At 37.3% G+C, this 13,093-nt stretch carries 9 protein-coding genes; 7 read left to right on the top strand and 2 right to left on the bottom strand.

What is annotated here, in order from left to right:
• The first annotated feature begins 140 nt into the window (after window positions 1-140).
• From HP567_RS28780 to HP567_RS28750, 7 genes are all read left to right on the top strand, one after another.
• On the top strand, window positions 141-1,337 hold the full coding sequence (locus tag HP567_RS28780; protein WP_173611079.1) for an MFS transporter: 1,197 nt from the start codon (window positions 141-143) through the stop codon (window positions 1,335-1,337).
• A 39-nt stretch (window positions 1,338-1,376) separates the two neighbouring features.
• Window positions 1,377-1,730 (top strand): hypothetical protein, encoded by a 354-nt coding sequence (locus HP567_RS28775; RefSeq protein ID WP_173611080.1) that lies wholly within the window; start codon window positions 1,377-1,379, stop codon window positions 1,728-1,730.
• A 66-nt stretch (window positions 1,731-1,796) separates the two neighbouring features.
• Entirely contained in the window at window positions 1,797-2,852 is a 1,056-nt protein-coding gene (locus HP567_RS28770; RefSeq protein ID WP_173611081.1) for a cytochrome-c peroxidase, read from the top strand.
• A 306-nt stretch (window positions 2,853-3,158) separates the two neighbouring features.
• Window positions 3,159-3,821, top strand: coding sequence for a helix-turn-helix transcriptional regulator (locus tag HP567_RS28765; protein WP_229088178.1), 663 nt, complete (start codon window positions 3,159-3,161; stop codon window positions 3,819-3,821).
• 909 nt (window positions 3,822-4,730) lie between these two features.
• Window positions 4,731-5,300 carry a hypothetical protein gene (locus tag HP567_RS28760; RefSeq protein ID WP_173611082.1) on the top strand — a complete coding sequence of 190 codons (570 nt, stop codon included), beginning with the start codon at window positions 4,731-4,733 and terminating at the stop codon, window positions 5,298-5,300.
• A gap of 776 nt (window positions 5,301-6,076) precedes the next feature.
• The gene (locus HP567_RS28755) at window positions 6,077-8,869 is read left to right on the top strand and encodes a TrlF family AAA-like ATPase (RefSeq protein ID WP_173611083.1); all 2,793 of its coding nucleotides are present in this window, start codon (window positions 6,077-6,079) and stop codon (window positions 8,867-8,869) included.
• Window positions 8,870-9,215: 346 nt separating this feature from the next.
• A complete protein-coding gene (locus HP567_RS28750) occupies window positions 9,216-9,860 on the top strand; it encodes a hypothetical protein (RefSeq protein WP_173611084.1) in 645 nt (214 codons plus the stop codon).
• A gap of 149 nt (window positions 9,861-10,009) precedes the next feature.
• On the opposite strand, the gene HP567_RS28745 is transcribed toward HP567_RS28750, so the two are convergent.
• Together HP567_RS28745 and HP567_RS28740 are read right to left on the bottom strand one after the other, a co-directional pair.
• A complete protein-coding gene (locus HP567_RS28745) occupies window positions 10,010-10,633 on the bottom strand; it encodes a DUF2306 domain-containing protein (protein WP_173611085.1) in 624 nt (207 codons plus the stop codon).
• 433 nt (window positions 10,634-11,066) lie between these two features.
• Window positions 11,067-12,545, bottom strand: coding sequence for a hypothetical protein (locus tag HP567_RS28740; RefSeq protein WP_173611086.1), 1,479 nt, complete (start codon window positions 12,543-12,545; stop codon window positions 11,067-11,069).
• Between the last annotated feature and the right edge of the window lie 548 nt (window positions 12,546-13,093).

Below are 13,093 nucleotides of genomic sequence, written 5' to 3'. Positions count from 1 at the left end.
AAAAGACACAGTGAAAATAGCAAGATGAATAACTAAAGGTATATCAACTAGTGAAGTCAACTACACATTTGAAAGTAAGGAACCATGTAGTAAAGCAAATATAAGAAATATAAGAAATAAAAGTGAAGGAAGAGTACAGCATGGACAACGATAGATTATTATGGAGTCGGAATTTCGTAACGATTAGTTTAAGTAATTTTTTTCTATTTATGACCTTCTATATTTTAGCTGTAACTCTGCCGCAATTCGTATTGGAAGAGCTGCAAGGAAGTACAGAAGGCATCGGACTTGTCACCACTTTTTTTATTATCGCATCGGTTATTGCTAGGCCATTAACCGGGAAGTGGCTGAACGAAATAAACAAACGAACTTTAGTGATAATTTCTTTACTCGTCTTTGCGGTTTGTAGTTTGTTGTATGTGTTCATCGAGAATTACACAGTCCTATTAATTGTGCGATTTGTTCATGGTTTTGCTTATGGAATTGCGGCAACGTCTACTTCCGCCATTTGTTTGGACATAATCCCTAAACATCGGAAAGGAGAGGGGGTAGGGTATTTTAGCTTGTTTATGAGCCTTGCGATGGTAATAGGACCGTTTGTAGGTTTATGGATCACAACGCACGTTAGCTATCGTGTTATGTTCATTACGGTCACTGTATTTTCTCTATTGGCTTTTTTGTGTGGGATGGTCACGAGGTCCCCAAAACACGATGAACGATCAACACCTAATGAACTTGAAAAAGGGATCAGACGTTACTTTGAGACAGCAGCACTTCCTATAGCGATGGCAGGATTTATACTTGCTTTCTCTTATGGTGCGTTATCTACATTTATCTCCGTATACGCTAAATCACTTGAGTTGGAAGGGGTTGCAAGTTACTTTTTTATCGTTTTCGCTGCGATGATCCTTGTATCTCGCCCTTTTACTGGGAGATTATACGATCAAAAAGGAGCAAATGTCCTTGTTTATCCAGGTATGATCCTTTTTATTATCGGAATGATTGGTTTAAGCCAAGCTTTCTCTGCACCAGTTTTTCTTATTGCAGGAGGGATTATTGGTCTTGGTTTCGGAGTACTATTTCCTAGCTTTCAAACGATTGCGATACAAGCTTCAGCTACCCATCGCAGTGGACTTGCAACCAGTACGTATTTCGTGTTTTTTGACCTTGGCTATGGAATCGGCTCCTATTTACTCGGAATTCTTGGGGCAATGACTAGTTATCATACCATGTACCTGATTGGTGGAATTATAGAGATTTTAGCCCTTGTGATCTATTATCTCTTCCATCATCGGAAACAAAAGAAAATGATTAAAATGGATCACTATATAAATTAACAGGGTGTATTTTTAGAGTTATTTGAGGGAGTGTTAAGAATGGCACCTATTAAATCTCAGATTGCAAAAGGTCTGATCACTCTAGCTATCACAGCAGTAATTCCCTTTACATTCGCAAACAGCAGTTTTGCGTGTGGCGAATTATCATTTAAAGATGGACAGTACTCGCAAGTTACCAGTATTAGTTCCGTCAAATACCAAGAAGGAACAGGAAGGTTCTTCTTTATTACAAAAGGGGAAAACAATTTCTGGGTTCTCGATATCAAGGAAGAAGCATTTACCAAGAAGAGGATGGATTATTACAACAAAATGTATACTGGCCAAAAATTACGTATTAATTTCAAAGTCTCTAAAAATGACATTGGTGAAATCACTTATCAACTTTTAAAGTAATGAACCATTCTTGTCTTAGTTTTACTAGTAAATTTATTGATTTAAATTGGGTTAGGGGAAAGTACGATGAAAAAAGTGTTTGTCTCATTACTTGCAGTACTTTCTATTACAGGAGCATGTAGTAACCATGAGGATGCAGCTGCCCCAAAGGATCGGAAAAACGGTGAAGCTGTTAAAGTAGAAGTAATTGATAAGGAGCTTAAAGTTCAATTTGGAGCCCTTGGCGAGGTGCCAGTGCCAGAGGATAATCCGATGACAGAAGGAAAAATAGAATTAGGGAAAATGCTTTATTTTGACCCGCGTTTATCAGGTAATAATGTCCAAAGTTGTATTTCCTGTCATGCTCCTGGAGCCGGTTTTGGAGATGGGATGGAGAAATTTATCGGCTTTGAAGGCGTTCATGGTTCTAGAAATAGTCAAACAATTATTAACGCGGGGTATTATGAGGAGTATTTCTGGGATGGTCGAGCAAAAAGCTTAGAGGAGCAGGCTTTGGGTCCAATTCAGTCTAAAGTTGAAATGAATCAAAACATAGATGAATTGGTGATGGAGTTAAATAATGTTCCGACCTACGTTGAGGAATTTAATAAAGTGTTTAATGATAAAATATCCGCGGACAATATAGCAAAAGCAATAGCGACATTTGAAAGGACAATCGTAATAACTGATACAGCGTTTGACCGTTATCTTCAAGGGGAAGAGAATGCTATCAGTTTAGAGGCTAGGGATGGAATGCGGCTTTTCGCTGGAAAAGCAGGCTGTATTTCCTGCCATGCAGGACCGCTTTTATCTGATAGTAGATTTCATAACTTAGGCATAAATGGTGATGAGGGACGTTTTACAGTGTCAGGCAATGAAGCGGACAAAGGAAGGTTCAGAACGCCGGCGTTAAGAGGTGTTGCCCATACAGCCCCATTTATGCACGATGGCAGCATGGAGACATTAAAGGATGTTGTCCAGTTTTATAATGTTGGCGGAGGGAGTCATTCAAATAAAAGTAAGTTAATGAAACGACTACATTTAACAGATCGTGAAGTGGATGCACTCGTAGCCTTTTTAGAAAGCTTAGGTGGGGAGCCACCACAAGTAGAGGCACCTAAAGACCTTAAGTACTTGAATTAAAAGATAGACGGTTACCACCGATGGTAACCGTTTTTCAATATTGAAAGAACTCTTCGTACATAAAACAGATATCTTTCTAAGTCTTAAGTTGTAGATATAGCACAGCAAGTTGGTCTTTTGTTGTAGCGCATGATCATTCAAAGTGCCGATGGAGTAAGTTTGTTCTAGTGATAAGTTTATGGTTATAGATAAGCGAATTTAATTTCAAAGATGGTGTTCGCTTTTCCGTTGTGGAAAATGAAATGCCTGTGGGATTACATAAAAACTTCGACGGGGAGGGAGGGCTACCACAAGTAGGAGGTATTGGTGGTAGTCGAGTTTTTTATGAGTATGAATAAGCGAGTATCGACACGCGATCATATCCTTTTGTTACTAAAAACTAATGGTCAAATGAGCACAAAACAGCTGCAACAGAAGCTTGGGTTGTCGAAAATGGCTGTTCACAGACAGATGATTAATTTAGAAAGGGATGGGTTCGTTCAATACATACTCGGACGTCATCAACTAGGCAGACCCATGCACTATTATTCGTTGACACAGGTTGGACAGAAGCAGTTTCCTAGTGATGATGGAAAATTAGCAGTGGAGTTACTAATTCATTTCATGATCGATGAAGGTGAAGAGAGGCTCAAAGCCTATTTTACAAGACAACAAGCTCGCTTTATTGATAAAAACATAACAAATATGCAGGGAAAAGAACTGCCCAAAAGAATAGCTGAGCTTGCTCGTATTCAGGAAAACAATGGCTTCATGGCGGAATGGGAACAGCAGGATAAAGAAATATATATTATTAAACAGCATAATTGTCCGTACTTACAAATTGCTAATCGCTTCGATATCTTGTGTGAAACTGAACTCAATGGCTATCGGGCTTTACTGAAAGCTGATGTGGAACGAACAGAATGCGTGGCAAGAGGTTCTGGACATTGCATTTATGTTGTTCGTCCTGCTCAGGAGTTGACCGAATGAGGGCAGTGAGAATAAGTCATAATATTGGGACCACGAACCAGTGGAATTATCAGTCGCTACAAGTATGAGAAAATCAAGCCGGTACTGCTGAAGGTGATATCTGGAGGCCTTATTTATTTTCTGGAAAAACGATGTCGATGGTAAAGTCGTTTTGTCAGTTTAAAAAAGCTTGTTGGACTTTCTAATAACCATACTCTGGTCAAGAGGGTAGACAAGTCACTTTATATTTGAATTGGTGTCACCATCTTGTAAGTTTATTGATTGAACCAAAAACTTGCCGAAAGTTCTTTTTTGAACCAAAAGCTTGCCTAAAGAACATATAATTAAGATCTTTTCATCAATGGAAAGCTAAAGGTTGTAAAGAATGACGTATTTATCTAATGAATTATTCTAGCAAAACACTATAAGATAGCGCTTTGGCAAGCTTTTGGTTCAAACACTGGCAAACTTATGATTCAAGTCACAGATGAGGGTGGTTTTTTTGTTTACAGGGATTCATTAAGTGTAAGAAAAAATGAAATTCGATTAGGTCGTTTATTACAAAATATTAGAGTGATAATTATTTATTTAACAAAGATTCAGCGTAACTTCCTTTTGTTTTCCTGTATAATTTTAGGTGGGTGTATAATGCTGATTATCCTAGAGTATCAACACAGTTACAGCAATTCAAATATGAGACATTAAGGGATTTTAGTAGAAGATTACAATAAGTATAAAAGATTTAATTACGGACTTTTTAGAAAAAAATTTTATAAGCTTGCAACGGATAAATTGTTCGATCGATATGCGGGATCGCCATGGAGAAAGGTAATCATTAATACTGCTAATAATTCAAATTTGATCCTAATGTTTAACTCTATTGAGGAGATGGAGTTTCATTCAATAAATGAGTAGAAAGAGATGGTTTCAATGCAACAACAATTAATAACTTGGATTCAAGCAATTTTTAGTGGGATAGGCGTGTTCCTGTTAAGTGGGTTATTTAAACAGGGGATCGGCCCTTTAGCTTTTTTCATGGCATCAAGAGAAGAAAACCTATTTATCGGAAAAACTTTACGTTTTATTCAAAGAATAGTGAGGGAAATAATACTAGTTGGAATTTCACTTGTATACTTTACTGGAATGTTTAATGTAGATATAAAAAAACAACCAATTTTAAAGGAGTTTCCTTATGTATCAGACATATTTTACCGAGTAATCTTTTCAATACCAACGTATGTAGTGTTGGTGGTATGTTTAAGTTTGTTTTTGTTTTTTATTTTCAATACAAAATTTAGAAATACAATATTCAAAAAGTCTAAGCCAGAAAAGAGACAAGGTAAGAAGAAAGAGAGCGCTTATTTTAAAGGAACTTTTCTAGTTATAAGTGTATATATTGGATTGGTTTCTATTCTGTGTGGCCAGTTGTTAAATTTATTGTTAATAGCGTATATTGGGGGGAATCATATAGATCTTAACATTCTTCACATTATTCGCTAATGTGAATGCATACCCGCTCTTTTTACTAGTTGGTGTAGTGTATAGAATATTACTTATTCCTATATTCAAAGTCTATTCATTAATTGTCCAAATTAAAACACTAGCAACTATTACATTAGTAAATAACGAAAAGCTAGAAAATAAATTAATTCTTAGACCGAGTATTGATGGGTGTATCCTAATAGCAGAACATGAGTATAGTGATGAGAGAATAATGTTGCCGAAGCGTAACATTTTATATACTGAATTTAGAAATATCAGGATTGTATTTGGTGAAGAAATAGTGAGTAAAAAGAATAAAAATTCCAACGTCATTCTTCTAAACGATACCATATGAAGTTTATTGTCTCTAATTTTATTTAGTGAATTTAGCCAGATAATTTAAATACCTAATAACCAGTGAGACGCTACCATTCCATCGCCCATGTGGCATGACTAGCGCTCAACTTTAGTGGGATACGCCGGAGGCTCCCGCCTGGAGCCGAAGGAAGAAGATGAATCAGGCTAGGTAACGGGTTTGTAGTCACTCCGCTCGGAGATGCTCATGTACGCTGTTTTCGGACGGGGGTTCGAATCCCTTCGCCTCTATACATACCCACATTTTTAGAGAGTATATAACTTCTGCCGCTTGCCGGATTAAGTATATGCTCTTTTGGCGCTCCTTAAAATAATGATAGGAAATAATGAGTGTTTTTTGGGGGGATCTGGAGGGTATTGAGGAAGTATGTCGAAACTACAAGTGGAAAATAGGACATTTGTAATGGGGTTGATACAAAATGATACATTTTGGAGGTTCCCGTTGGTGTAGATGGGATTTACATATTCATACTCCAGAATCAATTCTTAATATGCAATTTAGTTTCGAGAATAGCGAAGATTGTAAGAGATATAATAATAATATTTGGGATAAATACATTGACGAATTAGAAGCAAAAGGCGAAAAAGAGAATATTTCTGTAGTTGGAATTACTGATTACTGTTCCGTCGATGGATATGAAAAAATTATAGATTATAAACAAAGAGGCAGAGTACAAAATTTTGACTTAATACTTGCTAATGTTGAGTTTAGAATATTACCAGTAACCTCAAAAGATAAAGCGATCAATTTACATTGTATATTTTCGGATGAACTAACTGTTGCGGAGATAAAAAGGTTTCTAAATGAACTAAACTATGATTATCGAAATAGAAAGTATAAATGTAACAAAGAGGAACTAATTGAGTTAGGTAGGGCGTATAATCCGGATATAACAAGTGATAAAGAATGCTATAAAGAGGGAGTAAATCAATTTAAAGTTGATGTAGAGAATCTAAAAGAAGTAATAAACAAGGATGAACGATATAAAGAGAAGGTTTTTATTGTAATCAGTAATAATTCCCAGGATGGAGCTTCTGGTCTTCGAGATAATTCAACTGGTTCAACTCGACAAGAATTGTATAGAAATGCAGACTTTATTTTTTCAGGAAACGAAAAGTGCAGAAATTACTTTCTAGGGAAAAGTTCTGATACCATTGAAAATATCATAAGAAAATGTGGTTCATTAAAAGCTTGTATCCACGGATCAGATGCGCATGATTTTGAAAAGTTATTCAATCCAGATATGGACAGATTTTGTTGGATCAAAGCAGAACCCACTTTTAATGGGCTCAGACAGATATTGTTTGAACCTGAATCACGAGTGAAAATTCAAAAAGAAGAGCCTGAGGCTCAAAAAAATATTTATTCTATAAAGAGAATTAGCATACCATCGACAAATATTAATCAGGAACTATCTATAAGAAATGTAGAATTACAGCTAAATAAAAACCTTGTTGCGATAATTGGTGGAAAAGGCTCAGGAAAAACCGCAATAATAGATATCATTGCTAACTGTTATCAAGAACACGATAGGAGTAGACAGTACAACAATAAAGGTAAGGCAACAAAAAACAACGAAGATAAAAACTCGTTTGTACAAAGAATTGAAAAAGAATGTCCAAATTTGGAAGTTGAACTCGAGTATATTGATAAACACTCAACCTTTAATAAAAAGATAACGGATAATATTTTCTTCCAACATGGTGTAATCCGCTATTTGCCACAAGGTAAAATTGAAGAGGTTGCGGGTAATACAGAATTACTGCATAAAATAATCCAGCAGTTAATTTTCACCAACATACAAGGAAAAAACAATAACGAGTATACAGCATATAAAAATAATGAGGAAAAAATAGTGGATATTAATAATGGAATTATTAGTATCTTAGGGGAAATTAGAGTTTTATTAAAGGAATCTTCTTCAGAAATTTTATTAGAGCATGAAAGGCAATTAGAAATTAAAAAAGGGGAATTGAAAGACAAAGAAACAAAGTTAACTATATTTAGTGGTCAGCTTTCTGAGGAAGAAGAAAAGGTAGCAACAGAAGCAACTGAAAAGTTAAAAGACTTTGATATGGAATATGAAAATACGATAGATTATGCTGAAAAATGTTTCAGTACTTTAGAACATATTAAAGAATGGGAAAACTTGATTAATGCTGAAATCTGTGAATTAAATCAGGCATACTTTGATTCAAATTTAAAACAGATCCCAAATATAGAGTTTAGTAATCTCATAGAGTTGATAAATTATAATTTAAGTTATGCTTCAATGAGGAAGGAGTACTTTAATGAAGAAAAAATTAAATATTCTGAGGTCATAAAACAGTTTAGTGGAAAGCAGAGCGAGAGAGCAAGTCTGTTGAAGGACAGAGATAATATTAAAAAAGCTATTCATGAGATAGAGGAAAAAATATCAGAGTTACATAGGAAGAAAAGAGAATATATTTCAAAAGTTAAAGAATTATTTGCGAAATATGAAGAACTAATGCTTTACTACAAAAGTCAAAAAAACTCGTATGATAGAATAATTGAATTATTCAAATCCATCGATACAGAAATTCTTAGCAGCATTTCTTTTAAAGCTGAAGTATATTTTAATGAAAACTTATTTATAGAACTATCTGAGGATGTATTCGATGGTCGAAAGATACCAGATGACTTCCTTGAAAAAACAATTAAAAGTATTAAAGATTTCCTAGATGATGGGGATTCTTTTAATTATTATCAAGATAAAAAAACAAAAGAGTATCTTAGAAGAAATAAGGATTTACCTGACTATTACAGATGGTTAACACAGGATTATTTCCGTCTAGATACTAAAGTTTACTTTAATGGGACAGAACTATCGAAATTAAGCGTAGGTCAAAAAGGGGCAGTTATTTTAAAGTTGTATTTGGCAGATGGAGACTACCCAATTATACTTGATCAGCCAGAAGATAATTTAGATAATAGATTTATTTCTAACGAATTAATAGCAGCTTTTCGTAAAGCAAAAGAGAAGAGACAAATTATTATAGCGACACACAATGCAAACCTTGTCGTTAATGCAGATGCTGAACAGATTGTTGTTGCGGATTTTATTAATAACAGTATAGCGTATACCTCAGGGTCAATTGAAAACAATCACATAAGGAAGGAAGTAGCTAGTTTGCTTGAAGGTGGAGAAGAGGCATTTAAACAAAGGGAGAACAAATATGGGTTTCAATAAAGTCAATAGAACTAATATATCTTGGATTTGAGTGACTACGACCCGACTCCACCAAATACATAAATGGAAGCCACATGATTTGGGTGGCTTCCATTTATGTATTTATAGGGAATTGCTCTCTATATTGCAGTTTGATATAGCAAGCGTTTTAGTGATCCAGTCCAAGTATATTGAACTAAACCTAATGCTATTCAAGTCTCGCTGGGCGCATTGATGTGAGAAACTTTGCACAGCTATGAGAAGCGTTCCATAAACCCCACTAAAGACTCCTCGCCCAATTTTTGAGTGCAGGTTCTCTCTCTTATGCTAAACTAAAAGAATAATCCCAAATCAAAGGAGCACCACCATGTCTTCCACTCTACGCAACCTACTAACCATGCTCCTCCTCGGAGCCGCAGGTGGCATCACAATCTCCTTCCTAGACATAGAACCTACCCCAATCGTATGGATCACTTTTTTCATAATCGCTTTCGTCCTTCTCATGGGCAAAGACCTGTACATTTTTAAATTCACCACCAATATGAATACAGTTGAAAGCTACGTCAAACATTCAAAACAACCTTACTACCGTTTTTTGTACGCCTATCTACACGACAACGAGGCGGAAGCCGAGAAAGAACTAGCAAAAATCACATCCGATAAACTTCGCGCCTACATCACCATAGTGGTAGAACTCCATCGCGGCAACTACGATCTGGTAGAAAAAGCACTCGGCAAGATTAATTCAATCGAGCATCGACACTATTACTCCGCACATTTAGCACTACTAAAAAACAACCAAGATGCCTACATCCAACACCGCTCCTCGATCAAAAGCCGTATCTACCAGTTGTTACTTAATGCTGAAGTGGCCTATCATCAAGGAAACATGGCAGAAGCAGAACAATACGGTCAACTAGCTATTGCCGAATCCAAGGGCGTACAGAAGTATTTGCTGATCAAGACACTAGAAAAAAGCAAATGCAGTCTGCATCGAAACTCTTACTTCTAGGTTACTTTCCTCGTTAGTTTGCTGATTCCTGGGTGAAAAGCCATGTCTGACGGATACCGATCTACAAAAAGGACTGTCCCGATTCAACGATCGAGACAGTCCTTCTTTGCGCTACCACTCCATCACTCATGTGGCGTGACTCAGCAACTCTATTTCCTCAATATAACCCACTCGACAATAACAAAATTAAGAATAAGCCCAGCCCAAATGTTTACATTCAATACCTCTGCAATGACAGTTTCGATCCCATGCGGAAGAGAAAAACCGTGCAGTATAAAATACAGAAGGAGTAATACTGGCACCAACAGACGCGCGCTTACGGCAACCAGTGTCATTCCAAAACTGCGAATCATCCATTTTCGGTGTTCCTCATATTGTCTGTTGATGGCGGTACGGTACCCTTTCCAGCAAGTGAAAAGCCAAGCCAAAGATAAAATCAGGAAGCTCGCTGCCTTCATGAAATTTTCTGCATAAAAGATACTCGCTAAAGAGAGGAATCCGCTGATAAACACACTGTACACATAAACTCTCCCAAGAAAACGATGTATCCTTGGGTTCTTCAGGCGAATTCGATCGACAAACTGGAAAAAGCCAGTGAGAAGAGCAATGAAAGCAGACACGATATGAGCAACTAATAAAGGATACTGAACAGTGCCGGGAATAATCGTGATTCGACTGTTTGCAGAATCAAAGGTTAAATAAGGAAACATAAATGGAACGATAACCACTAGAGATACAAGAAATAATACCCACCAAATTTTTGGGAGTCTCATGCCTTCTTCCTCCCTACATTATGAGCATGTTTTAATGTGGTGAGAGAGCCCCAGAAGAGAAACAAGGCAATAACCGGGTGAAGCGCAGAGAGGAGTCCTAAGTGAGAGGAATAAATAACGGTAAGGAACTGCGCAACGATCATGAGGTATAATCCGAGACAAATCCAACGTAGATGTACGGGCAGCTTTCCAAGGAAAGAGAGAACCAAATAAGGGGGAAGGGGGATCTTTTTATTCATCTCAAGCATGCAAAAACCGCTCCCATCTGAATCATTTGTCTTACCCCCATCCTAAACGCAAGTTCAAAACAAACCCTAAACGATTTCTAAAAAAAGGATAAAATCTGAATGCCATCGCGGGATATGTATACGTTACATAAAAAAACAAAGACCAGCATAGGAAATATCGCCGGTCTTTGACTCATCGTCAGCTATTAATTGGGCTCTAATACAAAGTAATAGGGTTTGGAAAGAAGATTGTGCAAATGGTCGCGTACTTCCACGTTAGGCAATCGGTTTAATGCTTCGCTAATTTCTCGTTTCATGTCCGCGTACTGGCTTTCATGCTGCTCTGCCGGGCCCTCTTTTTGTTTCTCCTCGTGAATGACTCTAGCTAAACGATTTGCTATCTGAAATAGCTCTTGATTGGTCTCACCGTGACCAGATTCATCGGTGCTTGCCAAATATCCGCGCATTTCTGCCAAACGAGACAGGGTATCACGCCAGTTCCAAACTTGAATATTCTTTTCCCTCGTCTGCGAGCATATCTCATCGAACGGATTTTTCGATAACAGATCCTCTAATGTCCCCCATGAATCTGGCCGCATAGATTCTTCGAGTTTTTGCAGACAGTACGCATCAGGAGAGAGTAACTCTACCACTTCACGAAACGCTGGAATCGAGTTTCGTCGATAGCTTTTGATTCCCCACAAGCTATGTACCTGCAATGCCGTAGCAAATGACTTGCAGTGAGTATCGAGCTCTTCTAATCGTTCCTCATCTAGTTTATGACTAGCAAGAATCCTCGCTTTTACCTCATTATCAGGGATGTTTTCATCAGCTTCGCCTAATTGCATACTTCTTTTGATGTACGTTCGAACCGTGTCTTTTGGTATAGCCCTATCTTCTTGAGCACCAAGAATTCCAAAGCGATAAGAGATAAATTCCTCGAAACCTTTACTGCTTCCGAATCCATCATCGATGGCATGCAAATCTGGTTGGACTTCCATCATTTCAGCGAGCACTTGTTCCTCAAGTCCGTAAATGCATGCCTCGATATGTGTCCAGTAGCTTCTACATTCATCTACGCTCCCTAGCACACGTTGATAGACGTCATGGAAGAAGAGGATATGAGCAATTTCGTGGAAGTAATTTTGAAAAGGAAACTTGATGTGCGTTCCCTCCAAATACGATCCTGCATTTTGATAAATCCGTCCATGCTCCGGTCGGAATAATGTGGGTAGCGTCGAATGTAAATCTAAGTATAATCCAATCCCCTCATTGTAACTATGTGCCCAAACAGCTAAATAGGTTGGGCTTAACAACAAAGCGATGGAGTGATTGGTAATTTGAACGGGCAAGTTGAAATAGCCGCCGTTTATTTGAGGCTGTAAGCTCAACCAGGTCATCCCAACTGCTAGAGCCTGGTATAAAGGGAATTCACCTTCCGCAGATGCATCTCTACAATAATGTTGAAATTGACGTATAGTGCTTACAATTCCATCGTTCTTAAATCCGTAATTACCCTCGAATCGCTCAAGTCCCTCAACAAAATCCTCTGTTGATACCGTTAAAAATACGTTAATTCCATCCACCCAAAGATCGGAACCGATCTCTGATTCTAGCCATGCATCTGCGTCCTCGGCAAGCTCTCTCAACTGATGATATCTTTCCAACAAATGCGCTTGACTCATTATCTGCACCATCCCGTCATGTTTGCTTACTGCATGGAAAGCGAGAACTTTCTACAAAAAATTCAAGAGCACACGAGGTGCTCTTGAACAATTGATTACTTTTTACACGCAAGTGTCATAATTGGATGGAAAAGCAATTTCATTTCTTGAACGTTTTGATTGTTAGAAAGTTGTGCTTTCACTACCTTTTTCATGGGCAATCCCGTCCTTCCTAACTTTTATCATTTTATGGAAAGCATGCATGCCTTTTGGCTCTCTTACAAGCAAACATCAACAACTACGCGCCATTTCAACGCTTTCATTTCTTGCACTTGTTTATTCTTGTTTACTGCTACTTTTACGACTTTTTTCATGTGTTTACACCTCCTTTCTAGGTGATGGAACTAATAGGTTTGAATGTAATTATAAGGAAAATTGCCAATGTATTTCAAGTTAAGAAAAATAAATATTTTCTGAAATATTTTTAAAGTTTTTGGTGCTTTCCAGGGAAGGTACTTCCAGATGCGATATATGGGTGCTTGTAGTAAACTGTATCAGGGATGTAAATT

The organism is Brevibacillus sp. M2.1A, assembly GCF_013284355.2.
Taxonomy (GTDB): Bacteria; Bacillota; Bacilli; order Brevibacillales; family Brevibacillaceae; genus Brevibacillus.
The sequence above is the reverse complement of the archived record's forward strand: the minus strand, read 5'-3'. Positions and strand labels throughout refer to the sequence as shown.

Coding starts and splice junctions, on each gene's coding strand:
- HP567_RS28780 (WP_173611079.1), top strand. CDS start 141: ATGGACAACGATAGATTATTATGGAGTCGGAATTTCGTAACGATTAGT.
- HP567_RS28775 (WP_173611080.1), top strand. CDS start 1,377: ATGGCACCTATTAAATCTCAGATTGCAAAAGGTCTGATCACTCTAGCT.
- HP567_RS28770 (WP_173611081.1), top strand. CDS start 1,797: ATGAAAAAAGTGTTTGTCTCATTACTTGCAGTACTTTCTATTACAGGA.
- HP567_RS28760 (WP_173611082.1), top strand. CDS start 4,731: ATGCAACAACAATTAATAACTTGGATTCAAGCAATTTTTAGTGGGATA.
- HP567_RS28755 (WP_173611083.1), top strand. CDS start 6,077: ATGATACATTTTGGAGGTTCCCGTTGGTGTAGATGGGATTTACATATT.
- HP567_RS28750 (WP_173611084.1), top strand. CDS start 9,216: ATGTCTTCCACTCTACGCAACCTACTAACCATGCTCCTCCTCGGAGCC.
- HP567_RS28745 (WP_173611085.1), bottom strand. CDS start 10,633: ATGAGACTCCCAAAAATTTGGTGGGTATTATTTCTTGTATCTCTAGTG.
- HP567_RS28740 (WP_173611086.1), bottom strand. CDS start 12,545: ATGAGTCAAGCGCATTTGTTGGAAAGATATCATCAGTTGAGAGAGCTT.